At 74.6% G+C, this 22,105-nt stretch carries 25 protein-coding genes; 10 read left to right on the forward strand and 15 right to left on the reverse strand.

Annotated elements, in window-relative coordinates; translation table 11 throughout:
* Positions 1-2: 2 nt before the first annotated feature.
* Complete coding sequence (pheS, locus tag NJC10_RS09520) at positions 3-1,085, reverse strand: phenylalanine--tRNA ligase subunit alpha (protein WP_248117127.1); 1,083 nt, start codon at positions 1,083-1,085, stop codon at positions 3-5.
* 86 nt (positions 1,086-1,171) lie between these two features.
* Here pheS and NJC10_RS09525 point away from each other — a divergent pair, with 86 nt between their 5' ends.
* Positions 1,172-1,594, forward strand: a complete 423-nt coding sequence (locus NJC10_RS09525) for a CHY zinc finger protein (RefSeq protein ID WP_319076222.1) — start codon at positions 1,172-1,174, stop codon at positions 1,592-1,594.
* Positions 1,591-2,025 carry a hypothetical protein gene (locus tag NJC10_RS09530; protein WP_319076224.1) on the forward strand — a complete coding sequence of 145 codons (435 nt, stop codon included), beginning with the start codon at positions 1,591-1,593 and terminating at the stop codon, positions 2,023-2,025. Before NJC10_RS09525 ends, NJC10_RS09530 begins: the two co-directional genes overlap by 4 nt.
* 89 nt (positions 2,026-2,114) lie before the next feature.
* On the opposite strand, the gene NJC10_RS09535 is transcribed toward NJC10_RS09530, so the two are convergent.
* Complete coding sequence (locus NJC10_RS09535) at positions 2,115-2,771, reverse strand: pyroglutamyl-peptidase I (protein WP_319076226.1); 657 nt, start codon at positions 2,769-2,771, stop codon at positions 2,115-2,117.
* Between the two features lie 72 nt (positions 2,772-2,843).
* On the opposite strand from NJC10_RS09535, the gene NJC10_RS09540 reads away from it, so the two are divergent.
* Complete coding sequence (locus tag NJC10_RS09540; protein WP_319076228.1) at positions 2,844-3,956, forward strand: Rv2578c family radical SAM protein; 1,113 nt, start codon at positions 2,844-2,846, stop codon at positions 3,954-3,956.
* An 18-nt stretch (positions 3,957-3,974) separates the two neighbouring features.
* Here NJC10_RS09540 and NJC10_RS09545 read toward each other — a convergent pair whose 3' ends face one another.
* Positions 3,975-4,457: a (deoxy)nucleoside triphosphate pyrophosphohydrolase gene (locus NJC10_RS09545; RefSeq protein WP_319076229.1), complete on the reverse strand. Its 483-nt coding sequence runs from the start codon at positions 4,455-4,457 to the stop codon at positions 3,975-3,977.
* A gap of 56 nt (positions 4,458-4,513) precedes the next feature.
* Between NJC10_RS09545 and NJC10_RS09550 the strand changes: the two genes are divergently transcribed.
* Positions 4,514-5,743, forward strand: coding sequence for an MFS transporter (locus NJC10_RS09550; protein ID WP_319076230.1), 1,230 nt, complete (start codon positions 4,514-4,516; stop codon positions 5,741-5,743).
* 119 nt (positions 5,744-5,862) lie between these two features.
* Positions 5,863-6,138, forward strand: a complete 276-nt coding sequence (locus NJC10_RS09555; protein WP_319076231.1) for a GlsB/YeaQ/YmgE family stress response membrane protein — start codon at positions 5,863-5,865, stop codon at positions 6,136-6,138.
* 112 nt (positions 6,139-6,250) lie between these two features.
* On the opposite strand, the gene NJC10_RS09560 is transcribed toward NJC10_RS09555, so the two are convergent.
* From NJC10_RS09560 to infC, 4 genes are all read right to left on the reverse strand, one after another.
* The gene (locus NJC10_RS09560) at positions 6,251-7,138 is read right to left on the reverse strand and encodes an RNA methyltransferase (RefSeq protein WP_319076232.1); all 888 of its coding nucleotides are present in this window, start codon (positions 7,136-7,138) and stop codon (positions 6,251-6,253) included.
* 126 nt (positions 7,139-7,264) lie between these two features.
* On the reverse strand, positions 7,265-7,651 hold the full coding sequence (gene rplT, locus NJC10_RS09565) for a 50S ribosomal protein L20 (protein ID WP_248117145.1): 387 nt from the start codon (positions 7,649-7,651) through the stop codon (positions 7,265-7,267).
* Between the two features lie 86 nt (positions 7,652-7,737).
* Positions 7,738-7,932 carry a 50S ribosomal protein L35 gene (rpmI, locus tag NJC10_RS09570; protein WP_248117147.1) on the reverse strand — a complete coding sequence of 65 codons (195 nt, stop codon included), beginning with the start codon at positions 7,930-7,932 and terminating at the stop codon, positions 7,738-7,740.
* Positions 7,933-8,049: 117 nt separating this feature from the next.
* Positions 8,050-9,228, reverse strand: coding sequence for a translation initiation factor IF-3 (infC, locus tag NJC10_RS09575; RefSeq protein WP_319076299.1), 1,179 nt, complete (start codon positions 9,226-9,228; stop codon positions 8,050-8,052).
* Between the two features lie 285 nt (positions 9,229-9,513).
* Between infC and NJC10_RS09580 the strand changes: the two genes are divergently transcribed.
* Complete coding sequence (locus NJC10_RS09580; RefSeq protein WP_319076233.1) at positions 9,514-9,885, forward strand: DUF1844 domain-containing protein; 372 nt, start codon at positions 9,514-9,516, stop codon at positions 9,883-9,885.
* 87 nt (positions 9,886-9,972) lie between these two features.
* Here NJC10_RS09580 and NJC10_RS09585 read toward each other — a convergent pair whose 3' ends face one another.
* Entirely contained in the window at positions 9,973-10,392 is a 420-nt protein-coding gene (locus NJC10_RS09585) for a hypothetical protein (RefSeq protein ID WP_298713762.1), read from the reverse strand.
* Positions 10,393-10,761: 369 nt separating this feature from the next.
* Here NJC10_RS09585 and NJC10_RS09590 point away from each other — a divergent pair, with 369 nt between their 5' ends.
* Positions 10,762-11,010, forward strand: a complete 249-nt coding sequence (locus tag NJC10_RS09590) for a WhiB family transcriptional regulator (protein WP_248117155.1) — start codon at positions 10,762-10,764, stop codon at positions 11,008-11,010.
* A gap of 15 nt (positions 11,011-11,025) precedes the next feature.
* On the opposite strand, the gene NJC10_RS09595 is transcribed toward NJC10_RS09590, so the two are convergent.
* Genes NJC10_RS09595 through NJC10_RS09605 form a run of 3 tightly spaced genes read right to left on the reverse strand, consistent with a single transcriptional unit; the run spans position 11,026 to position 14,773 of the window.
* Positions 11,026-12,534 carry a sensor histidine kinase gene (locus NJC10_RS09595; protein ID WP_319076234.1) on the reverse strand — a complete coding sequence of 503 codons (1,509 nt, stop codon included), beginning with the start codon at positions 12,532-12,534 and terminating at the stop codon, positions 11,026-11,028.
* Positions 12,504-14,129 carry an ATPase gene (locus NJC10_RS09600; RefSeq protein ID WP_319076235.1) on the reverse strand — a complete coding sequence of 542 codons (1,626 nt, stop codon included), beginning with the start codon at positions 14,127-14,129 and terminating at the stop codon, positions 12,504-12,506. The genes NJC10_RS09595 and NJC10_RS09600 overlap by 31 nt, the downstream gene beginning before the upstream one ends.
* 2 nt (positions 14,130-14,131) lie before the next feature.
* Positions 14,132-14,773 carry a flagellar biosynthesis protein FlgA gene (locus NJC10_RS09605; protein WP_319076301.1) on the reverse strand — a complete coding sequence of 214 codons (642 nt, stop codon included), beginning with the start codon at positions 14,771-14,773 and terminating at the stop codon, positions 14,132-14,134.
* 256 nt (positions 14,774-15,029) lie between these two features.
* On the opposite strand from NJC10_RS09605, the gene NJC10_RS09610 reads away from it, so the two are divergent.
* Complete coding sequence (locus tag NJC10_RS09610; RefSeq protein ID WP_248117160.1) at positions 15,030-15,266, forward strand: helix-turn-helix domain-containing protein; 237 nt, start codon at positions 15,030-15,032, stop codon at positions 15,264-15,266.
* Between the two features lie 21 nt (positions 15,267-15,287).
* Here the strand turns inward: NJC10_RS09610 and NJC10_RS09615 are convergent, their stop codons facing one another.
* Positions 15,288-15,851 carry a hypothetical protein gene (locus NJC10_RS09615; RefSeq protein ID WP_248117162.1) on the reverse strand — a complete coding sequence of 188 codons (564 nt, stop codon included), beginning with the start codon at positions 15,849-15,851 and terminating at the stop codon, positions 15,288-15,290.
* 197 nt (positions 15,852-16,048) lie between these two features.
* Between NJC10_RS09615 and NJC10_RS09620 the strand changes: the two genes are divergently transcribed.
* Together NJC10_RS09620 and NJC10_RS09625 are read left to right on the forward strand one after the other, a co-directional pair.
* Positions 16,049-16,822, forward strand: a complete 774-nt coding sequence (locus NJC10_RS09620; protein WP_319076236.1) for a hypothetical protein — start codon at positions 16,049-16,051, stop codon at positions 16,820-16,822.
* 83 nt (positions 16,823-16,905) lie between these two features.
* A complete protein-coding gene (locus NJC10_RS09625) occupies positions 16,906-17,424 on the forward strand; it encodes an Rv3235 family protein (RefSeq protein ID WP_319076237.1) in 519 nt (172 codons plus the stop codon).
* A gap of 15 nt (positions 17,425-17,439) precedes the next feature.
* Here NJC10_RS09625 and secA read toward each other — a convergent pair whose 3' ends face one another.
* The 3 genes from secA to NJC10_RS09640 all read right to left on the reverse strand — a co-directional run bounded on the left by secA (position 17,440) and on the right by NJC10_RS09640 (position 22,066).
* Entirely contained in the window at positions 17,440-20,175 is a 2,736-nt protein-coding gene (gene secA / locus NJC10_RS09630) for a preprotein translocase subunit SecA (protein ID WP_298713777.1), read from the reverse strand.
* A gap of 200 nt (positions 20,176-20,375) precedes the next feature.
* Complete coding sequence (gene hpf, locus NJC10_RS09635; RefSeq protein WP_248117171.1) at positions 20,376-21,065, reverse strand: ribosome hibernation-promoting factor, HPF/YfiA family; 690 nt, start codon at positions 21,063-21,065, stop codon at positions 20,376-20,378.
* Between the two features lie 209 nt (positions 21,066-21,274).
* Positions 21,275-22,066 carry a ComF family protein gene (locus tag NJC10_RS09640; protein ID WP_319076238.1) on the reverse strand — a complete coding sequence of 264 codons (792 nt, stop codon included), beginning with the start codon at positions 22,064-22,066 and terminating at the stop codon, positions 21,275-21,277.
* Between the last annotated feature and the right edge of the window lie 39 nt (positions 22,067-22,105).

A 22,105-nucleotide genomic window follows, 5' to 3' on the forward strand; every position in this document is an offset into this window, starting at 1 on the left:
GATCAGACCTCCATGCCGAAGTGCTGGGAGAAGCGGACGTCGCCCTCGATCATGTCCCGCATGTCCGGGACCTCGTTGCGGAACATGAGCGTGCGCTCCACGCCCATGCCGAACGCGAAGCCGGAGAACTCGTCCGGGTCCAGGCCGGCGGCGCGCAGCACGTTCGGGTGGACCATGCCGCAGCCGCCCCACTCGATCCAGCGGGGGCCGCCCTTGGCGCCAGGATGCCAGATGTCCAGCTCGGCGGAGGGCTCGGTGAAGGGGAAGAAGTTGGGACGCAGGCGGATGGCCGCCTCCGCGCCGAACATCTGCCGCGCGAAGTACTCGAGCGTGCCGCGCAGGTGGGCCATGGTGAGGCCGCGGTCCACGGCCAGGCCCTCGAACTGGTGGAACACCGGGGTGTGGGTGGCGTCCAGCTCATCCGTGCGGAACGTGCGGCCCGGGCAGAGCACGTAGGTGGGCGCGCCGCGCTCCAGGAGGGAGCGCATCTGCACGGGGGAGGTGTGGGTGCGCAGGAGCAGATGGGCCTCGGCGGGCTCCACGAAGAAGGTGTCCTGCATCTCGCGCGCCGGGTGGTCCGGGGCGAAGTTGAGCGCGTCGAAGTTGAACCACTCGGACTCCAGCTCGGGGCCCTCCGCGATCTCCCAGCCCATGCCGACGAAGATCTCGGAGACCCGGTCCATGGTCAGGGACAGCGGATGGCGGGCGCCCGGGCGGCGGCGCCGGACGGCGGCCGTCACGTCCACGGTCTCCTCGCGCAGGATCCGCTCGGCGTGCTCGGCCTCCAGCACCGCGGTGCGGGCCGCGAGCGCCTTGTTCATGCGGCCGCGCGCGGCGCCCATGACCTTGCCGGCCTCGGCCTTGCGCTCCTTGGGCAGGGCACCGATCCCCTTGTTGGCCAGGGTGAGCGGGGCGCGGTCGCCGGTGTGGGCCAGGCGGGCGGCCTTGAGCTCGTCCAGGTCGTCCGCGGACTCGAAGGCGGCGAGGGCGGCCTGCACGGCCGCGTCCACCGCCTCGGCGTCCACGGGGGAGATCTCCGGAGCGGGCGCGGCGGACTCCGCGCCGGGCTCGGTGCTGGGTGTCATGGGGGCAACGACCTTCGCGTGCTGGCTGATGGGGGCGGGCCCAGTCTAGTGTCCGGGTGGGGACGGACACCTCTACGCTGAGCGGCATGACCGACGCCCCCGTCCCGCCGTCCGTGCCCGTCCGCGGGGTCGCCGTGGACGGGCAGACCCGGTGCGCCCACTACGCGAGCCCCCGCGACGTCGTCGCGATGCGCTTCGCGTGCTGCGACGCCTACTGGCCCTGCCACCGGTGCCACGCCGAGCTCGCCGGCCACCCGGCCGTCCCCGTACCGGCCACGGACTTCGACCGGCCGCACGTCCTGTGCGGAGTGTGCCGCGCCGAGCTGAGCGTCCACGCGTATCGCGCGGCCATGGCCGCCTCCCCGGACGGCGACGGCGGCGCCTCCCCCGCCTCGCCGGCGTGCCCCTCGTGCGGGGCGGGCTTCAACCCCGGCTGCTCGGCCCACGCGCACCTGTACTTCGCGGTGCCGGAGCCGGGCCGGGCCGCGGCCGAGGGGTCCGACCGATGAGGGCCGCCCGGGCCCGCGGCCTGTGGAACCTCGTGAACCTGTCCACGCCCCTGGGACTCGTGGGCGCCGTCGTCGCGCGCTGCGAGCTGCGGCCGGGTCCCCTGGGCCTCGTCGAGGCGCGCGGGTGGACGGCCCCCTTCCCGGGTGGGGCCGCGTTCACGGTGGGCGACGTGGTGTTCACCCGGCCCGGCCTGCGGATGACACCGGAGCTGTGGCGGCACGAGGGCGCCCACGCGGCGCAGTACGCGGCGTGCCTCGGGCTGCCGTTCCTGCCGGCCTACGCGCTCGCGGCGGCGTGGTCCTCCTGGCGCACGGGCGACCCGGCCTCCCGCAACGCGTTCGAGCGTGGCGCCGGGCTGGTGCGCGGCGGCTACGTGGAGCGGCCCGTGATCCGCACGCTCACGCTCCGGCCGCTCGGGCGACGCGGCTGAGCGGCGGCCGGGTCAGGCGGATCGGGGCCGGGCGGAACGGTGCGCGGGCGCGGGCGCGGGCGCGGGCGCGGACGCGGACGGAGCGTCCCTCAGTGCAGGGTGCCGCCGGGGACGGTCAGATCCGCGCCGCCGTCGAGCGCGGCCAACGCGGCCTCCGCCACGGCGCGTGCGAGGTCGGCGGCCGGCAGCCCGGGTGCGTCCGCCGTCGGCCGGTGCTCGAGGTCCCACGGCACGTGCACGAACCCGGCGGCGCGCGCCGTCCCCGGGGCGTCGAGCAGCGCGTACATGACGTGGTTGCACACGAAGGCGCCCGCCGAGAGCGAGGGCTCTGCGGGCACGCCGGCCGCGCGGATGCGGGCGACGGCGCGCTTGACGGGCAGCGTGGCGAAGTGCGCGGCCGGGCCGCCGGGCCGCACGGGCCGGTCCACCGGCTGGTCCCCCGCGTTGTCGGGAATGCGGGCGTCCTGCAGGTTCACGGCCACGCGCTCCACGCGCACGGACCCGGTGCCGCCCGCCAGCCCGACGGCGACCACGGCCTCCGGGCGCGTCTCCTCCAGTGCGGCGGCCAGCGCGGGCCCGGCCGCGGCGAACACGCACGGCAGCTCGACGGCGTGCGCGCTCACCCCCTGCGCCGAAAGGAGGCTGACGGCGGCGCGCGCGGCGGCGATCGAGGGGTTGTGGGCGTCCCCGCCGAAGGGCTCGAAGCCCGTGAGGAGGACGCGGACGGGGGTGGCGTGGACGGTCATGCGCCCAGGGTAGGCGCGAGGAGGACTCGAACATGCTTGCGATGGCATTCGAACATGTGTTCTACTGAGGTCATGCGATGGGAAGCGCAGACCCTGCGGTCCGAGGGCGGATCCGAGCAGGCGGAGGACGGCACACCGGCCGGAGCCCCCGCTCTGCTCCCGCTCTCGGACCTGCAGCGGAGCATCACCACGCCCGAGTTCGCGGGCATCACGTTCCACGAGGTCCTGGCCAAGAGCGTGCTGAACTCCGTCCCGGAGTCCTCGGCCATGCCGTTCCGCTGGACCGTGAACCCGTACCGCGGCTGCACCCACGCGTGCCGGTACTGCTACGCCCGCAGCACGCACTCGTTCCTGAACCTGGACGCCGGGGCGGACTTCGACCGGCAGATCGTGGTGAAGGTGAACGCCCCCGAGGTGCTGCGCCGGGAGCTCGCGCGGCCCACGTGGGGCCGCCAGAGCGTGGCGCTGGGCACCAACACGGACCCCTACCAGCGCGCTGAGGGCCGGTACCGGCTCATGCCCGGGATCATCGCCGCGCTCGCGGACTCGGGCACCCCGTTCTCCGTGCTCACCAAGGGCACCCTGCTCGCTCGGGACGTCCCGCTGCTGCGTGCCGCCTCCCGGTCCGTGCCCGTGCAGGTCTCCCTCTCCCTGGCGGTCCTGGACCCGTCCGTGGCGGCGGCGGTGGAGCCGGGGACGCCGTCCCCGGCCGCGCGGCTGCGCCTCATCGAGCAGCTCGCCTCCGCCGGGGCCGAGGTCACCGTCATGGCCATGCCCCTGTTGCCGTGGCTGACGGACTCGGAGGGGCAGATCGACGCGCTCATGCGGGCGGTCTCCGGAGCGGGCGCCGCCCACGCGCTGGCCGGCGCCCTCCACCTGCGTCCCGGCGCCCGGGAGTGGTACCTCGCGTGGATCGAGCGGGACCATCCCCATCTGCTGGAGGGGTACCGCCAGATGTACGCCCGGTCCTCGTATGCCCCGGCCGCCTACCGCCGCACGCTCGCGCGGTCCGCGGCCGAGGCCGCCCGGCGGCACGGGCTCGGCCGCCACGGCGCGCACGGCGTGCGGCGCGACGACGGCCCGCGCCCGGACGGCTCCCCCGCTCCCGCGCCGCGGCGGACGGGGCGTCCCGGGCCGACGGCGGGTCGCTCGGACCTCGCGGAGGCGCAGCCCGCGCTCTTCTGAGAGCGGCGGCCGCCGCGGTCAGGCGAAGGCGTCCTCCAGCTGCGCCAGCACGGCGTCCACGATCGGCCGGTCGGCGGGGATCCACGGGTGGGCGTGGAGGTCCTCGGCGGTCAGGGGCGTCCACGCGAGCCGGTCATGGTCCTGCAGGGCCGCCGGTTCGGCCGATCCCTCCTCGAGGACGCCGTAGAACACGCGCATCCGGGCGCCGTCGGCCAGCTTCCATCCGATCGTCTCCGGGGCCGCCACCTCCGCGCCCAGCCGCACGCGCGCGCCGAGCTCCTCCCGGACCTCGCGCAGTAGCGCCTCGCGGTCCGACTCCCCCGGCTCGACCTTGCCGCCCGGGAACTCCCACAGCCCGGCCAGGGACGCGGGGGCGCTGCGGCGGGCCGCCAGGAGGACGCGCGGGGCCGCGGCGTCGTCGAGGAGGGCGACACCCACCACCGTCCGCCTCGGCAGCGGGGGCGGCACGGTGGGCGTGGCGTGCGATGTGTCGGAGGTCATGTGGCCACCCTAGCCAGCGGCGGCGACCCGCCCGGTGCACTCCGTAGGCTTGAGCGGTGCTGACCCCCTCTCCCGACTCCCCCACCCCCTCCGGGCCCGACGCCCTCGTGCGGCGCCGCCCCGCGCGCCTGCTCCCCGCGATCCTGGCGCTCGCCCTCGGCAGCTTCGCGATCGGCACCACTGAGTTCGCGATGATGGGGCTCCTGCCGCAGGCGGTCGACGACCTCGGCGTGGGACTGGAGACCGGTGGCGTGCTCATCTCCATGTACGCCCTCGGCGTGGTCGTGGGCGCCCCCGTCCTGGCCGCCGCGTGCGCGCGCATGGACCGCCGGCTCACGAGCATGCTGCTCATGGCCCTCTTCGCGATCGGCCACGCGGCCTCCCTGCTGGCCCCGGACATCACCACCATGATGCTCGCGCGCTTCGTCTCGGGCCTGCCCCACGGTGCGTTCTTCTCCGCCGCCGCCCTCGCGGCCGCGGACCTCGCCGGCCCCGCCCGGCGCGGCCAGGCGATCGCATGGGTCATGGCGGGGCTCTCGGTGGCCAACGTGATCGGGGTGCCCCTGGCCACGGCCGTGGGCCAGGCGTCCGGCTGGCGCTGGATGTTCGTGATCGTGGCGATCTGCGCCGTCGGCTGCATCGCGGCGACCGCGTTCCTCGTGCCTCCGGTGCCCGCCCCGCCGGGCTCGTCCGTGGCGAACGAGGTCCGTGGCCTGGCCTCCCCGCGGCTGTGGGCGACCGTCGCCGTCGGGGTGATCGGGTTCGCGGGGATGTTCGCCCTCTACACCTACATCACCCCGCTCCTGACCCGGGTCGCGGGGCTGGATCCGCGGTGGGTCCCCGCCGTCCTGGCGCTCTACGGCGTGGGCATGGTGGTCGGGACGCTCGTGGGCGGCGCCCTCACCGACCGCGACCCCGTGCTGACCCTGCGCGTGAGCTTCGCGGCGAGCGCGGTGGCGCTGCTCGGTGTCGGCCTCACCGCCTCGTGGCTGCCCGTCATGATCGTGTTCCTCTTCCTGGTGGCGGTGACCGGCTCCGGCATCGCCCCGGCCCTCCAGGTGCTGCTGGTGGACTCCGCGCCGTCCGCCCCGCAGCTGGCCGGGTCCCTCAATCACTCCGCGCTGAACATGGCCAACGCGATGGGCGCCTGGGTGGGGGCGACGGCGATCGGCGCGGGGGCATCCCTGCAGGTCCCGCCCACGATCGGCGCGGGGATCGCGGCGCTCGGACTGGCACTTTCCCTGATCCTGGTGAGCCGCAGACGGATTTCCGCATCGGGAAAATGAGAGTCGGGTCACCGCATTGATCGGTTGTCAGCGGGTGACATACCCCCATAGGGGTTGATACAGTCGCAGGCGTAACGGCGTCACACAAGTGCACGTCCCACCATCGAAAGGTCTTCATCATGGGCTTCATTGCTTGGATCATCCTCGGCCTCATCGCCGGCGCCATCGCCCGCATGATCCTCCCCGGCTCGCAGGGCTCGGGCTGGATCGGCGCGCTCATCACCGGCGTCCTCGGCGCCCTCCTCGGCGGCTGGATCGGCCAGCTCCTGGGCTTCAACCCCAACCAGGAGTTCTTCTCCCTGACCACCTGGATCTTCGCGATCCTGGGCGGCGTCATCGTTGCCGCCATCTGGCAGGCCGTCGCCGGCCGCATGGGCCGCGGCACCCGCGTCTGATTCTCGCGATCTGACACGCACCGCCTGAAAGGGGTGGGAGACCGGACACCCGGTCTCCCACCCCTTTCGCATGCCCGCATCGCGGGCCTCCCGCGTCCGCCGGGTCCCGAGGTCAGGCCCGGTCGGCCCGGGCGTCTCCGTCGCGCGGAGCCGCCATCGCGGAGGCGTAGAGGCACACCGTGGCGGCCGTGCCCACGTTCAGGGACTCGGCCGCCCCGTACAGCGGCACCGCCACGCGACGGTCGGCCCGGGACATCTCCTCGTCGTCCAGGCCCTGGGCCTCGTTGCCGAACAGCCACGCCGTGGGCCCGCCCGTGATGTCACGGGGCAGCGTGTCCAGGCGGTCCGGCGCATAGCCGTCGGCCGCCCACACCTGCAGGCCCGCGGCCCGCGCCCGCTCCGCCGCCTCTCCCACCGGCACGCCGACCGCCAACGGCACGTGGAAGAGCGATCCCGCGGTGGACCGCACCACCTTAGGGTTGAAGGGGTCCACGGAGCCCGGGGTGAGGACCACGGCGTCCGCGCCCGCGGCGTCCGCGGCCCGCAGGACGGTCCCCGCGTTGCCAGGGTCCTGCACCCGGCAGAGCACCGCGGCCAGGCGGGCGCCCTCCAGCACGGCCGACGCCGAGCGCTCCTCGGGGATCCGGGCCACCGCCACGATCCCCTGTGCCGTCACCGCATCCGACATCGCGCCGAGCACCTCGGCCGTGGCCGTGCGCACGGGCACGTCGGTCAGGCGCCCCACCAGTGCGGCAAGGTCCGGGTCGCGCTCGGCGAGCCCCTCCCCCACGAACACCTGCACCAGGACGTGGCCGGCGGGCCATTGCTCGACGGGCGCCGGCCCCTCGCCCAGGTGGGCGCGCAGGGCTTCGCGGCACCCCTGGGGGCCCTCCACGAGGAACGTGCCCGTGCGGCGTCGGGCGGAACGGGTGGCCAGTGCGGCCACGGCACGGACGCGGTCCGCCCGGGGATTGGCCAGCAGGGCGGCGTCCGGGGTCATGCGGGGGCTCCTTCGGGGTGGGGCAGGGGCGGGGACGCCGATGGGGGCGGGCCGGAATCGGCCCGCCCCCATCGGCGTGGTGCTCACGTTCGCGCGCGAACCGCGCGACGCGCGCTCCGTGTCGGCTCAGCGGCCGGCGGCCGGGGCGTTCACGTCCGCGGGCAGCGCGGCGCGCGCGGTCTTCACCAGGGCGGTGAAGGTGGCGGCGTCCGAGACGGCGATCTCGGCCAGCATGCGGCGGTCGACCTCGACGCCGGCCAGCTTCAGGCCCTGCATGAAGCGGTTGTAGGTCATGCCGTTGGCGCGGGCGGCCGCGTTGATGCGGGTGATCCACAGGCGACGGAAGTCGCCCTTGCGCTTGTGACGGTGCTGGTAGTTGTAGGTGAACGAGTGGAGCAGCTGCTCCTTCGCCTTGCGGTACAGGCGAGACCGCTGACCGCGGTAGCCGGACGCGCGGTCCAGCATGGTCCGACGCTTCTTGTGGGCGTTCACTGCCCGCTTCACACGTGCCACGTGCGACTCCTATCTGTGATGCCCCGCCGGTGCGTCCGAGAGCACGTCGGCGGGAGGGTGCCCGGCACAGGGCCGGACGGGGGTGATCAGATGCCGAGCATCCGCTTGATGGTCTTGATGCTGCCCTTGGAGACGACCTTGTCGCCGGCGAGGCGGCGGGTCAGGCGCGAGGACTTGTGCTCCAGGTAGTGGCGGCGGTTGGCCTGCTGGCGCATGATCTTGCCGGAGCCGGTCACGCGGAAGCGCTTCTTGGCACCGCTGTGGGTCTTCATCTTCGGCATGGCTGCCGTTCTCCTTCGTTCTTCAGCTGCCGGACGCGGGTGGTGCGGCAGTGCTGTGCTCACCCATCCCGTGCGGGATGGGCTGGACTGGGACGGCCCGAGGGCCGACGTCGACGCTCAGGCCCCCTTGGCGCCCGGCTTCGGCGCACCGCCACGCGGGGCGCCGGGCTTGGGCGGGGTGGGCATCGGCCGACCGGCGCCCGGCTTGGGGGCACCGGGCTTCGGGGCCGCGACGGGCTTGGGGGCGGCGGCGGGCTTCGGCGCCGACGCCGGCTGGGTGGCCGGTGCCGGGGCGCTCGGCTGGGCCGCGGGGCGCGGAGCGGACTCCGAGGTCGGCGCGGCGCCGCGCCGCGGCTCGGCCGAGCGGGGCGCGGCCGAGCGGGGCGCGGACTGCGGACGCGGAGCCGCCTGCGGGCGGGCGGGCCGCTCCTGGGCCGCCGGGCGGGCCTGCGGCGCGGGGGCCTTCACGGACTCGGAGGGCGCCTGCGACGCCGCGGCCTCGGGGGCCTCCACCGCGGGAGCCGACGGGGTGGTGCGCGGCTCGGCCGCGAGACGGCGCAGCTCCTCCGGGAACGCGTCGCCCACCGAGTTCGAGACGGGCGCGGCGTTCTCCTTGGCCTTCTTCTCCGCGGCGGCACGCGCCTCACGGACGGCCTGGTCACGGCGCGAGCCGCCGTCGGCACGCTCGCGATGACCCTCGCCGGAGTCCTTGCGCTGCTCGGCGCGGGCCTCCGCCTTGGTCTTGTGCGGGCCGATGACCATGACCATGTTGCGACCGTCCTGGCGCGGCTGCGACTCGACGCTGCCCAGGTCCGCAACGTCCTCCGCGAACTTGTGCAGGAGCTTGATGCCGAGCTCCGGGCGCTGCTGCTCGCGGCCGCGGAACTGGATGATGGCCTTCACCTTGTCACCCTGGCCCAGGAACTTCTTGGCGTGGCCGGTCTTCGTCTCGTAGTCGTGCGTGTCGATCTTCAGGCGGAAGCGGACCTCCTTGAGGACCGTGTTCACCTGGTTCTTGCGCGATTCACGGGCCTTCACGGCGGCCTCGTACTTGTACTTGCCGAAGTCCATCAGCTTGCACACCGGAGGCTTGGCCGTGGGGGCCACCTCCACGAGGTCGAGGTCGGCCTCGGCCGCGAGCCGCAGTGCGTCCTCGATGCGGACGATGCCGGCCTGCTCGCCGTTCGGGCCGACGAGGCGGACTTCCGGAACGCGAATACGCTCGTTGATGCGGGGATCGCTGATGGCGCTACTCCTGTGTTGAGACGACGGGGTGGACTCCGCGCGGCGCGACAGGACGGGCCTCTGAAACGAGAGAAGGCCTCCCCTGCGGTGACGCAGACGGAGGCCTCGACGCGATCCCGACGGACGGGACCCTCGACAACGGGACGCGACGGGCGTGATGCACCCGGCGGACCGATCGGTGACCCGGCAACTCGGCCCGGTGGTGCCGGACATGCTGCTGACGCGGGTGGGAGGAGGCCTCCACTTGTCCTCCCGGGGCTGACGCCGCGGCGCCGGGCCCGTGGGCCAGACTGCTGCGTGCGCAGACCGGGAGTGGTCTGTGGGAAGCTTACCACCATGACCGATGAACGTCACCCCCAGGCCCCGCAGGACGCCGGCGCGCCGGCCGAGATCCGCGACATCCACGAGGTCCCCGCCGTGGAGGTCATCACCACCACGGCCGTGCACCTCATGACCGCCGCCGCCGTGAAGGTGGGACTCGCCGACAGCCCGGACGCGCGAGAGCTCATCGACCTCGACGAGGCCCGCAAGCTCATCACGGCCCTCGCCGGCCTCGTGGTGTCCGCCGCCTCCGAGATCGGCAGTCAGCACGCCGGCCCGCTCCGCGACGGCCTGCGCTCCCTGCAGCTCGCCTTCCGCGAGGCCTCCCCCTTCCCGGACGCGCCGGGCAAGGGCCCGGGCGAGAAGCTCACCGGCCCGGTCAACTGACCGCGCCCGCCACAGACGGGCCGCCGCCTCCCTCGGAGGCGGCGGCCCGTCGTCGTCCCGGAGCCCGGGTCCGTGCCGGCTGACCCCTCAGCGGCGGTCCGCGCCGGCGGGCGTCCCATCGGAGGCGGGTGAGAGGTGCCGGGTGACCGGACCCGTGAACAGCGCGATGAGGGCGGCGCCGGAGAGCACCAGCAGCCCCGCCCCCAGCGGTGCGGCGCCCATGCTGATGAGCCACCACGAGAGCAGCACGGCGAACAGCTGCACCGCGGTGGTGGCGCCCCGACTCCAGGCACGCCCGCGCACCATGGCCACGGCGGCGGCGCCGACCCACACCCCGAGCAGCAGGTAGAGCACCGCGAGGAACACCTGGGCTCCGGACGGCAGGACGCCGCCGCCCACGTGGGCCAGGGCGTCCACGGCGAGCCACAGCAGGGCGATCGACTGGGCGGCGAGCACGCCCGCCACCAGCAGGACGGCCGCGGGCGGGCGGCGACGGGACGGGGCCATGGCGGACTCCCCTTCGGGTGGTCGAGACGACGATGGGCGGTCGGCAGCGGTGCGCGCGGCCGGCTCCACGCTACGCGCTCCCGGCCGCGGATGCCGGTCGCCGAGGTGACGAACGACTCACCCTCGCGGCCTGTGATCGTTGTCATTCACCTCTTGTTCACACTGGGGCCCCGTGCGAGGATTGTTCCCAATGCAATCGACGGGGGCCGAATCGCCAAGACTCGGTCCCCGTTCTGATGACCGGGTCGTGCACGCCCCGGGGCCCGGCCCAGAGCCCGTGGAGCCCCGAGCGCCCACTCCAGGCCGCGGCCACGACTCCCCGGGGACCCACGACGGACCCGGGACACTAGACAGAAAGCGAGCATCCCCATGGATTGGCGCAGCAAGGCCGCGTGTCTCGACAAGGACCCGGAGCTCTTCTTCCCGGTGGGCAACACCGGCCCGGCCCTCCTCCAGATCGAGGAGGCCAAGGCCGTGTGCCGCACGTGCGACGTGATCGACACGTGCCTCAAGTGGGCCATGGAGTCCGGCCAGGACTCCGGCGTCTGGGGCGGCATGAGCGAGGACGAGCGCCGGGCCATGAAGCGCCGGGCCGCCCGCGCGCGCCGCGCGTCCTGACCCGCCGACGCGGCGTCAGGACGCTGGCACCCGCACGCTGACACGCGTGCCGCCGTCGGGGCGCCGCTCCCAGCGGATGGCGCCCCGCAGGTCCCCCTCCACCAGCGTCTGCACGATCCGCAGCCCGAGCCCCGACGACGTCGGCGCCGGCTGGAAGTCGCCCGCCTCCCCCTCGAGGGGAGCCCCTGTTCCGCCGTCCTCCACCGTGACCACCAGGACACGGCCCGAGGGCGTGTCCTCCTGACGCGCGCGCAGCGCGACGTGCCCCCCGCCCGGCCCGGTCCCATGCTCCACCGCGTTCGTGGCCAGCTCGTTGAGCACGAGGGCCAGCGGCGTGGCCACGTGCGTCGGGAGCTCGCCGAACTCCCCCGTCACCTCCGTGGCGAGCGGCCGGCCGTCGCCCGCCACCTCCACCGCGAGCCGGAACTGCCGCTGCAGGAGGCCGTCCACGGGGATGTGGCCGTCGATCTCCTCGCTGAGCGTCTGATGCACGAGCGCGATGGTGTCCACGCGCTGCATCGCCTGACGCAGTGCACGCCCGGCCTCAGTGGAGTCCATCCGCCTGGCCTGGATCCGCAGCAGCGAGCCCACGGTCTGCAGGTTGTTCTTCACGCGGTGGTGGATCTCGCGGATCGTGGCGTCCTTGCTCACGAGACGCTGCTCCTGACGGCGGAGCTCAGTGACGTCGCGGAGCATGAGGAGCGCGCCCGTCCAGCCGTCACCGCCACGCAGGGGGACACTGCGCACCGTCAGGGTGGCGCCGCCGGCCTGCACCTCGGTGCGCCCGGCCCGCCGGCCGCCGAGGATGGACCACGCGCCCTCCTCCACGGGACGCCGAGCCGCGGCGGTGCTCAGCAGGATGTCCGTGAGCGCACGCCCGAGCAGCGGTGCGGTCACGCCGAGGCGTCGCAGGGCCGAGACCGCGTTCGGGCTCGTGAAGCGCGCCCGCGAGTCCGCGCCCAGCACCACGAGCCCGTCGCCGACGCGCGGGGTTCCCCCGATCCAGAAGGCCGGCGGATCCTCCGGGTCGGGCCAGCGGCCATGCTGCATCATGTCGAGCAGCTGGTCCGCGGCAGCGCCGTAGTTCTCCTCGATCGCCGAGCGGGCGGGCCGGCTGTTCGGGTCCGCGTGGGCGCTGACCACGCCGATTACCCGCCCCTCGCGGACCACGGGCCACAGCCGCACCTGGAGGGTGCCGCCAGGAGCGACCACGGGCTCCACGCCCTCGCCCGGGGCGTCGGCCCGCCACACCCGGTCCACGAGGGCACGCAGGTCGGCGCGGACCCGAGAGCCGACGATGTCGCGCTGGAACAGCGTGGGGGCCGTGAAGGGACGCACCTGGGCCACGGCCACGTAGCCGCCGGCCGGCTCGGTGTGCGGCACGGGGTACCAGAGGACGAGGTCGGCGAGGCCGAGGTCGGCGACGAGCTGCCAGTCCCCCACAAGCATCTGCAGCCAGGAGCGCTCCTGCTCCCCCAGGTCGGGGTGCGAGTTCAGGGGGTCCGACGCGAGAGTGCTGACCATGGGACCAGCCTACGGCCGCTCCCCCGCCGCCCTGCGGCAGCGTCGTCCTCCGTGCCCGACCGCGTCGCCCGCCGCCGACGGCGCCCGTCCCCCGGCGGCACGGCCCCCTCCCTGCGCGCGAGGGACGCGACGGCCCGGCGCAGGGGGCTGGACGGGGCCGCCTCGGCGAGCACCTGCCCGCCCAGCAGTGCACGGTCCGCGGCGCCCGGGTCCCACGGAAGGAACGCGGCCACGGGCACGGGAGGTCCGTAGCGCGCCCAGACCGAGCTCACCTGGGCCCGCGGCGACACCCCGGACGCCCCGGCCCGCGTGCGGTTCACCACCACGCCGATGCCCTCGGCGGTCACCGTGCGGCCGAGCGCCTCGACCCCTCGGATGAGCCGCGGGAGGCCCACGGCGTCCGCCGTCCCCACCGCCAGCACCCGGTCTGCGGCGCCGAGCGCGGCGAGCGTGGCGGCGTTGCGCTGTGGGGCGGGGACGTCGAAGGAGAGCTCCTCGTCCTCCTCGAGGCTGAAGCCCACGTCCACGACCACGCGGTCCCAGTGCTCGCGTGCCGCGCCCAGGATGCGCTCGACGGCCGAGCCCCGCACCTCCGGCCAGCGGTCCGGCCGGGACAAGCCCGTGAGCACGTCCATCTCCGCGCCGGCCACACGGACGCGCACGGCGGCCTCCACGAGGTCGGCGGCCGTGATGCGCTCACGGTCCGCCCGTCGTGCAGCCCGGGACACGCCCGCCGTCTCGTCGGCCAAGCCCAGATGTGCGCCGACGGCCGGTCCGTAGGTGTCCAGGTCTACCAGGAGGGTGGCCAGCCCCGTGAGCGCCAGCTCGGCCGCCACGTTCACCGCGACGGTGGTGCGGCCCGGGGCGCCCGTGGGTCCCCAGACCACGACGACCCGACTCGGCCCCCGTCCCGACGCACCGTCGCCCGGGCCGCCGTCGTCCGTCGCCGCCTTCGGCGCATCGTCCCCCACGTCCTCGGTCAGCACCGTGAGGGCCGCACCGCCGTCCGTCGTGGCGGCACCCTCGCCGGTGTCCGGCGCGGGGCCGCCCCACACCTCGGAGAACGCGGAGTCCGGCACGGGCTGCCCTGCGAGATCCCAGCGCGCCGTGGGATCGACGCCCACCGGGAGGGATCCGGTGTCGACCTCCACGGTGCCGGGGACGGCGTCCACGGAGTCCACGAGGGCCTCCACTCCATCCGACTCCTCCTCGGCCAGGCCGGCCGTGGGCTGCACCCCCAGTGCGGCGGCGCGCGCCGCGTCCTGGATCGCGCGGGCCAGCTCGAGGGGCGCGGCGTCGGCGCGCAGGCACGGCACGCCGAGCCCGCGGAGGCGGACCCGCTCGGAGCGGATGTCGCTCAGGGCCACGATGCCCACGGGCCGCGGGGCCGCCTCGAGCTCGTCCAGGAACGCGCGGGTCAGCTCGTCCGATCCACCGGCCACCAGCACGGCGTCCACCATGCCGGAGCGTGCGGCCGCGATCAGCTCGGCGAGGTCGGCGGCGCGACGCAGGACCGTGACCTCCCTCTGACTGCGTTCGAGGACCCCGATGAGGTCCGTGCCGGGCGCCACGGTGACGGCCAGGGAGATCCGCACGATCAGGCCGCCCCGAGGGCGGGGACCACCGTGATGCGGGCGTCCGTGACCTTCGCGTCGAGCAGGCGCGGCAGCACGTCCTCGTCCACCATGAGCTGCACGCGTGCGGTGGGTCCTCCCCCCAGGGCGCCCTGGTCCTCGGCGAGCTCGATGATCTCGATCCCCTCCGCGAGCCGCTGCGGGTCCGCGTGACCGCGGCCGCCCTCCACCGGCGCGGCGACCCACACGTCCACCCGGTCACCGACCCCGACGCCGTCCGGCAGCGGCTCGTCGAGCTCCACCCCGACGGGCCGGCGACGCTGGGGGTCGACCTCTCCGAGCAGGCGCAGCGGCACCAGCTCGCCCGCCCGCACGGTCCCCGACGCCACGCGGCCCGCGGGCGGCGGCCCGTCTGCGCGCAGGTAGAGGTGCCCGGCGTCGCCGAGGTTGGCCTCCGCGGGCGCGAACTGCTCCGCCTCGACGGGGGCTCCGGGGACGATGTCCCGCGTGGCCGCCCAGTACGACTGGGTGCGCTGGGAGGCGGAGACCAGGGCGACGACCCCCGCGACCGAGACGAGCACCAGCACGAGCCCGACGATCAGACGCGGATCCCGCCACCGCGGACGACGCAGTCGCGTGCCCTCGGCCGGCGCGTTGACGTGCATGGACACGGTGGGTCCCCCTTCAGGACGGGCCCGGCGAGGGGCCGCGCGGGCCCGAGCACCCCGTCGGTGCCTCCCCCGCCCCGCGCTGGCACCAGGGTATCCACCGACGGCGCGGGATCCCATGCCTGGCGCCTGGGTGTGGAAAAGTGTCCGGAGCCGTCCCGGACACGATTCAATGGGGGACGACGACGCGGTCGCGACCCCGACCGCGTCCGCCCGCCTCGGAGCTCCGGGGCGACGACCGTGGAGGAGCATCGTGCAGCGCTTTCTGACCCTGACGGACGTGGCCGAGGTCCTCAACGTCTCGGCCGGGCAGGCTCGCGCGCTCGTGCGCAGCGGCGAGCTCCAGGCCATCCAGGTCGGAGGCCGCGGCCAGTGGCGGATCGAGCAGTCCTGGCTGGACGAGTTCATCCAGCGCCAGATGGAGCGCACGCAGGCCCGCGTGCGGGAGTGGGCGGAGTCCGGAACGGACATGGACGCGGACGTGCGCTGAGCCGGCCCGTCGGTCCCGTCCTCACTCCAGCCCCTCCGCGCCCCGCACGAGCCCGACCGCGGAGAACGGCACCACGAGCACGCCCCGCACCGCTCCGCGGCGGCGCGCCTCGTCGCGGGCGTGGCGGGCGATGTCCAGGTGGTCCGCGCCGACCCGGTCCACCGTCCCCTCCACGATCACATCGCCCCGCAGGCCGACCACCGTGACGGCGGCACGCGAACGCGCCACGCCGCGCAGCACCGCCGCCAGCCCGATCTCGCCGGCCACGCCGGCAGGCTCGGGGACGGCGGCGCCCAGCGACCCCTCGACGGCCGCCACCGCGGCCGTCCGCACGACGGCGGAGCCGCCTCCGGTCAGGTCGACGCCGAACCACGTCCGCCCCACGGTCCGCACCCGGACGTGGAGGGCCTGTCCCCCCACGAGGTGCACGCGGAGGTCCGCGCCGCGGGCGCCGCGGAGCCGGTCCGCCAGCGTGATCCCGGCCCACTCCGCGCGCGTGAGCTCGGCGGCCTCGGCCACCGTGCCCTGCCACCCGAGGTCTGCCCAGCGCGCCTCGATGTCCTCGAACAGTCCGTCCCACCGCATGCCGCCAGCCTAGGGGTGCGGCAGCGGCGGGATGAGGTGCGCCGTCCGTCCGACGTCGCCACGTCACCGAACGACAGCAAACGACAGCAAACGACATCAAAGGACACCATTGACAATCGAACGGGACCAGGTTTGACTATGGATCGTCAAGCGACACCGGCCACGGGGCCGGCACCGCACCAGGCCTGGAGGGGACCATGCCGCACATCCTTGACCATCACGCCGCCCACACAGCGGGGTCCGCGACGCGCACCGACGTGGCGGGGACCGTCCTGCTGACCCTCTCGGGGCCCGTCCTGCTCCTCTCGGCCGCCACGTTGACGGCGTCCGCTCCGCACGGCCCCGGCCCTCAGCTGACGCACGCCCTCGGCCTCGCGGCCGGGGGCGCCGGTGCCCTCCTCCTCCTGTGGTGGTGTCTCGGCGCGCTCGGCATCGCCCTCATGGCGTTCGGTGAGCGCGCGGGCCACCGCGGGCTCACCCGGATCGGCTCCCGCATGGCCCCCGCCGTGATGCGGCGGGCGGCCTGCGCCGTCCTGGGGCTCCACCTCATCGGTGCCCCCGCCGCCTGGGCCGCACCCGCGCCGGCCCCCGCCACGGCGGCGGCGCTCGCCGATGCGTCGTGGACAGCCGCACCGAGCCCCACGCCTCGAATCGGCACGGTCCCCGGACCGCTGCCCGACGCTGGCTGGATGCCGCGCTCCCCCGCCCCTGCCCCGCCCGGCTCCGCGGAGCGGCCGACGCAGGATCGGCCCACGGTGACCGTGCGGTCCGGGGACTGCCTGTGGGACATCGCCGAGGAGGAGCTCGGCCCGGACGCGACGCTGCGCGAGGTCGACCTGCGCTGGCGTGAGTGGTACCGGGCCAATCGGGCGGTCATCGGCGACGACCCCCACCTGATCCTGCCGGGCACCGTGCTGGTGGCCCCGGTCTTCTCCCCCCATGTCCCCGAGGCCGGCGGAGCCCGCCGATGACACGCGCGGTCCACTCCGACCCCGGCACCCGTCTCGACCATTCCGCCCGCCGTCCCCCTGCCCTCAGCCTCCCGGAGGATCCCATGACCGCTCTCGCCGCCGCCCGCCCGCCCGTCGCCATGTCCCGCCCGTCGTCCGCACCACCCGTCCGAGGGCAGGGCCGCCCTGGCCAGGAGAGCCTGCTGCACGGCCCTGCCCGCCGGCCCTCCGCACTGCCCGGCACGGAGGAGCTGGCGCGGCGGGCCGCCGCGGAGCAGGGACGTGAGGAGCTGCGTCGCGCCAGGTCGCTCGTCGCGGTCGTCGCCGTCGCGTGCGTCGAGGTGGAGGCGGGTCGGCGTCCGCTGCGCGAGCTCGCCGGCTGGCTCTCCCCGGAGGTCTACGACAAGGTCGCACGGCGGCTGGAGCTGCTCGCCTCGTCTCCGGCGACGCGCGGCACCGGCACGCCGCCGCCCCGACCGGTGGGCGCACGGGTGTGCGAGGTCGCCCCCGGCCGGATCGAGGCCAGCGCCACGGTGTTCACCGACGGGCGCGCCCGGGCCTTCGCCCTTCGTCTCGAGCGCCGTCTCAGCCGGTGGAAGGTGACCACGGTCGAGATGGGCTGACGCCGGCCCGCCCCGTCAGTCGCGGCGTTCGCGTCGCTGGGCGGCGCGGCGGGACCGGCGGTTCGTGCCGGCCTCCACAGTGGCCCCGGACTCCGTGGTCACCTGGGTGGCCGTGGCCGTGCCGTCCTCCGAGGGACCGCTCAGGCGCAGCTGCGCGGGCTGCCGCGGGGCGTCCACGCCCTCCACGCTGATCTGCGGCGTCATGGTGGCCGCGCGGGCGTCCTTGATCCCCGGCAGGCTCGTCGGGGCCGGGGCGGCGGAGATCTGCGCCTGGAAGAGGGTGCGGACGGACTCCTCGCGGATCGCGGCGAGCATCGCCTGGAACAGGGTGTAGCCCTCGCGCTGGTACTCCACCAGCGGCTCTCGCTGGGCCATCGCGCGCAGGCCGATGCCCTCCTTGAGGTAGTCCATCTCGTAGAGGTGCTCCTGCCACTTGCGCCCGATCACGGAGAGCACGACGCGCCGCTCGGCCTCGCGCAGCGCCTCGGAGCCCACCTGCGCCTCGCGATCCTCGTAGGCCAGCAGGGCGTCGGAGACCAGCTCGCGGCGCAGGGTCGTGGCCTTGAGGCGGCCCCGTCCGCCGGTCTCGGCGAGCACGTCCTCCTGGCTGATGCCCACCGGGTAGAGCTGGGCGAGGTCCGCCCACAGGGCGTCCAGGTCCCACTCCGTGGGGTGGCCGTGCTGGGTGGCGGCGTCCACGATGCCGCCGACGGCGTCCTCCACGAACTGGCGCACCCGCGCCGCGAGGTCCTCGCCCTCGAGGATGGAGCGGCGGTCCGCGTAGATGGCCTCACGCTGGCGGTTCATCACGTCGTCGTACTTGAGGACGTTCTTGCGCTGCTCCGCGTTGCGGCCCTCCACCTGGGTCTGCGCGTTCTGGATGGCCGCGGAGACCATCTTGAACTCGAGGGCCATGTCGTCCGGGATGGAGGAGCTGTTCATGATCCGCTGCGCCGCGCCCGGGTTGAAGTTGCGCATCAGCTCGTCCGTCAGGGACAGGTAGAAGCGGGACTCGCCCGGGTCGCCCTGACGGCCGGAGCGGCCGCGCAGCTGGTTGTCGATGCGGCGGGAGTCGTGGCGCTCGGTCCCGAGCACGTAGAGGCCCCCGGCCTCGATCACGGCGTCGTGGTCCTCCCGGACGGCCGCCGTCGCCTCCTCGAGCACGGCGGGCCAGCGGGCCTCGTACTCCTCCGGATGCTCGGTGGCGTCGAGGCCGAGCTCCTGCATGCGGGCCACGGCCGCGAACTCGGCGTTGCCGCCGAGCATGATGTCGGTGCCGCGGCCGGCCATGTTGGTGGCCACGGTGACCGCGCCCGGGCGGCCGGCCTGCGCGACGATCGCGGCCTCGCGCGCGTGGTTCTTCGCGTTGAGCACCTCATGGCGGATGCCCTCCTTGGCCAGGAGCGTGGAGAGGTACTCGGACTTCTCCACGGACGTGGTGCCCACGAGCACGGGCTGCCGGGCGGCGTGGCGCTCGACGATGTCCTTGACGACGGCGTCGAACTTGACCTTCTCGTTCTTGTACACGAGATCGTTGCGGTCAACGCGCTGCTTCGGCCTGTTCGGGGGGATCACCACGACGCCCAGGCCGTAGGTGGACGTGAACTCGGCGGCCTCGGTCTCCGCGGTGCCGGTCATGCCGGAGAGCTTGTCGTAGCCGCGAAAGTAGTTCTGCAGCGTCACGGTGGCCAGCGTCTGGTTCTCGGGCTTGACCTCCACGCCCTCCTTGGCCTCGATCGCCTGGTGGACGCCCTCGTTGTAGCGTCGGCCCGCGAGCACGCGGCCGGTGTGCTCGTCGACGATCTGGACCTCGCCGTCCAGCACCACGTAGTCCTTGTCCCGCTTGAACAGCTCCTTGGCCTTCACGGCGTTGTTCAGGAACTGGATGAGGGTGGTGTTCTGGGACTCGTAGAGGTTCACGATGCCGAGGTGGTCTTCCACGGCCTCGATGCCCGGCTCGAGGATGCCCACCGTCTTCTTCTTGTGGTCCACCTCGTAGTGGGTGCCCTCCTCGAGGCGCCGCACCACGCGGGCGAACTCCGCGTACCACCGGTTGGCCTCGCCCTGGGCGGGCCCGGAGATGATCAGCGGCGTGCGGGCCTCGTCGATGAGGATCGAGTCCACCTCGTCCACGATCGCGTAGTGGTGGCCGCGCTGGACCAGCTCGTCGAGGGACCAGGCCATGTTGTCCCGCAGGTAGTCGAACCCGAACTCGTTGTTCGTGCCGTACGTGATGTCCGCGTTGTACTGCGCGCGGCGCGTGGCCGGGTCCTGGCCGGAGAGGATCACGCCGGTCTCCATGCCGAGGAAGCGGAACACGCGGCCCATGAGGTCCGCCTGGTAGGACGCCAGGAAGTCGTTCACGGTGATGACGTGGACGCCCTTGCCGGTCAGGGCGTTCAGGAAGGCCGGCGCGGTGGCCACGAGGGTCTTGCCCTCGCCGGTCTTCATCTCCGCGATGTTGCCACGGTGCAGGGCGACGCCGCCGAGGAGCTGCACGTCGTAGTGCCGCTGGCCGAGGGTGCGTCCCGAGGCCTCCCGGACGGCGGCGAACGCCTCCGGCAGCAGCAGGTCCAGGGACTCGCCGTCCGCGTGCCGCGCCTTGAGCGCGTCCGTCTCGGCGCGGAGCTCGGCATCGCTGAGCGCTCGGAAGTCCTCCTCGAGCAGGTTCACGGCGTCCACCGTCCCCCTCATGCGCGAGAGCACACGGTTGTCGGAGATCTTCAGGACGCGGTCGATGATCGAAGGCACTGGTTCCTCTGCTCCCTAGCGGTGTGGCCGAGCACGCGGGGAGCGCCCCCTCGGCCGGCCGATGCGCGGTCTTCTGCGACAGTCTACGGTCCGAGCCCGGACGCGCCGCGGCGCCCGCTCGGTGGCGCGGGTGCCGCGGCGCACGGGGCAGTCCGCGGAGCACCCCGGCGACGACGTGCCTGCCGCCGGGGTGCCCGTGCTCAGTCGGCGGAGGCCTGGTACTCCCGCTCCTGGACCCTCTGGCCGGCCACGTGGTCGGCCGGCAGGGACTCGTCGAGGCGGATGACGCCGTAGCTCCACCCGCGGCGGCGGTAGACCACGGAGGGGACGCCGGTCTCCGCGTTCTGGAAGAGGTAGAAGTCGTGGCCCACCAGCTCCATGGCGTCCACCGCCTCGTCCACGCCCATCGGGGTGGCGGGGAACGCCTTCTCGCGGATCCGCACGGGCGTGCCGGGCTGGGGCTCGCCGTCGTCGGCGGCGTCCGCGCCGGCGGCCGGAAGGTCCGCTCCGGTCGCGGGCAGCGGCGGGACGAAGGCCACCTCCCCGGCACCGCGGGAGGACGCCGCGCCGCGGCCCGTCCGGCGGTCCTTGCGACGGTCGCGCAGGCGGCGCAGGCGCTCGGCGAGTCGCCCGCAGGCCAGGTCGAAGGCGGCGAGCTTGTCGTCCGCCGAGGACTCGGCCCGGATCACGTCCCGCGGCCCGCGCACGGTGAGCTCCACGGTCACGGACTCCTCGGAGTGTCGGTGGTGCGAGGACTTGGTGACCTTCACCTCGAGCTGGGTGGCGTCGCCGGCCAGCGGCTCCAGCCGTGCCGCTCGCTCCGCCACATGCTCGCGGAACCCGTCCGTGAGCTTGAGGTCGTGGGCGATGTAGCTGACATCCATGGTCATGGCGTCCTCCTGGTCCGACAGTCACAGACGCCCCGCCGCGCAGAAGGGGTGGACGACCTCTCGGACCGCCTCCCGACCCTGCAGGTCGGCGACCGGTCAGAGGGGAGACCTCCTTCCAGCCGCCGGCGGGACGGGAACCGGGGAACCGGTTCCGTGCCCGCCACCTTACGCCGCGGGGCTCCCGCATTCCAGTGGATTCGTGACGCGCCTCACGGTCCAGGTCTCGTCGTGGTCCCCCGCCGCCCCGGCTCCACCCCGGCCACCACCACCGCTCCCACGGGCCGGGCGCCGGCCTCCCACGCGGCCGCGGCGAGCGCCCTGAGGGTGGCTCCGGTGGTGACCACGTCGTCCACCAGGAGCACCGGCGTCCCCGCGGGCACGCGACCGGGCATCGGCCGCCAGCGGCGGGAACGGCGGCGGCGCTGCGTGGCGCCGGATCCCGCATGCTGCGGCGCACCGCCCGCCCAGCTCGGCAGGGCCGTGAGCGCGCCCCGGGGCGCCATCACGAGGTCGGAGCGCACCCACTCCGGCGGGAGACCACGGGCGAGCTCCGCCACCGGGTCGTAGCCGCGCCGGCGGAATCCGGCCGCGCTGCCCGGCACGGGGAGGAGGAGGGCGGCAGCGGCGTCCGGCACGCCGGGGTCGCACCGCAGGGCCGCCGCGGCCAGGGCGAGGGCCTCCCCCAGCGGCGCACGCAGGTGCAGGGCGTGGTGGTCCTTGAAGGCCAGGAGCGCGGTGGACAACGGCGGCTCGTACACCCCGGCGGCCATCACGGGCAGGGGTGCGCCGCCGGGGCCGAGCGGGAGCGCCAGCGCCCCCTCCTCCACGCGCCGCGGCCGCGCGAGCGCCGCCTCCAGGTCACGGCGGCACGCCGGGCACAGCCGGGTGGCCGGCTCCCCGCACACGACGCACTCCGCGGGCAGGACCAGGTCCACCAGCCCCTCGACGATCGCGCCGACTCCTCCGGCACCGCTCCCGTGCCGGCTCTCACTCCCCCGCATGGGACCAGGCAAGCACCGCCGTGGACGGCCCGCCCCCGC

Origin of the sequence: Micrococcus sp. M4NT (assembly GCF_033790745.1) — a bacterium.
GTDB lineage: Bacteria > Actinomycetota > Actinomycetes > Actinomycetales > Micrococcaceae > Micrococcus.

What these genes read in the sequence shown, in the direction of transcription:
- pheS (WP_248117127.1), bottom strand. Translation starts at nt 1,085, where the DNA reads ATGACACCCAGCACCGAGCCCGGCGCGGAGTCCGCCGCGCCCGCTCCG.
- NJC10_RS09525 (WP_319076222.1), top strand. Translation starts at nt 1,172, where the DNA reads ATGACCGACGCCCCCGTCCCGCCGTCCGTGCCCGTCCGCGGGGTCGCC.
- NJC10_RS09530 (WP_319076224.1), top strand. Translation starts at nt 1,591, where the DNA reads ATGAGGGCCGCCCGGGCCCGCGGCCTGTGGAACCTCGTGAACCTGTCC.
- NJC10_RS09535 (WP_319076226.1), bottom strand. Translation starts at nt 2,771, where the DNA reads ATGACCGTCCACGCCACCCCCGTCCGCGTCCTCCTCACGGGCTTCGAG.
- NJC10_RS09540 (WP_319076228.1), top strand. Translation starts at nt 2,844, where the DNA reads ATGCGATGGGAAGCGCAGACCCTGCGGTCCGAGGGCGGATCCGAGCAG.
- NJC10_RS09545 (WP_319076229.1), bottom strand. Translation starts at nt 4,457, where the DNA reads ATGACCTCCGACACATCGCACGCCACGCCCACCGTGCCGCCCCCGCTG.
- NJC10_RS09555 (WP_319076231.1), top strand. Translation starts at nt 5,863, where the DNA reads ATGGGCTTCATTGCTTGGATCATCCTCGGCCTCATCGCCGGCGCCATC.
- NJC10_RS09560 (WP_319076232.1), bottom strand. Translation starts at nt 7,138, where the DNA reads ATGACCCCGGACGCCGCCCTGCTGGCCAATCCCCGGGCGGACCGCGTC.
- rpmI (WP_248117147.1), bottom strand. Translation starts at nt 7,932, where the DNA reads ATGCCGAAGATGAAGACCCACAGCGGTGCCAAGAAGCGCTTCCGCGTG.
- NJC10_RS09580 (WP_319076233.1), top strand. Translation starts at nt 9,514, where the DNA reads ATGACCGATGAACGTCACCCCCAGGCCCCGCAGGACGCCGGCGCGCCG.
- NJC10_RS09585 (WP_298713762.1), bottom strand. Translation starts at nt 10,392, where the DNA reads ATGGCCCCGTCCCGTCGCCGCCCGCCCGCGGCCGTCCTGCTGGTGGCG.
- NJC10_RS09590 (WP_248117155.1), top strand. Translation starts at nt 10,762, where the DNA reads ATGGATTGGCGCAGCAAGGCCGCGTGTCTCGACAAGGACCCGGAGCTC.
- NJC10_RS09595 (WP_319076234.1), bottom strand. Translation starts at nt 12,534, where the DNA reads ATGGTCAGCACTCTCGCGTCGGACCCCCTGAACTCGCACCCCGACCTG.
- NJC10_RS09605 (WP_319076301.1), bottom strand. Translation starts at nt 14,773, where the DNA reads ATGCACGTCAACGCGCCGGCCGAGGGCACGCGACTGCGTCGTCCGCGG.
- NJC10_RS09615 (WP_248117162.1), bottom strand. Translation starts at nt 15,851, where the DNA reads ATGCGGTGGGACGGACTGTTCGAGGACATCGAGGCGCGCTGGGCAGAC.
- NJC10_RS09620 (WP_319076236.1), top strand. Translation starts at nt 16,049, where the DNA reads ATGCCGCACATCCTTGACCATCACGCCGCCCACACAGCGGGGTCCGCG.
- NJC10_RS09625 (WP_319076237.1), top strand. Translation starts at nt 16,906, where the DNA reads ATGACCGCTCTCGCCGCCGCCCGCCCGCCCGTCGCCATGTCCCGCCCG.
- hpf (WP_248117171.1), bottom strand. Translation starts at nt 21,065, where the DNA reads ATGACCATGGATGTCAGCTACATCGCCCACGACCTCAAGCTCACGGAC.
- NJC10_RS09640 (WP_319076238.1), bottom strand. Translation starts at nt 22,066, where the DNA reads ATGCGGGGGAGTGAGAGCCGGCACGGGAGCGGTGCCGGAGGAGTCGGC.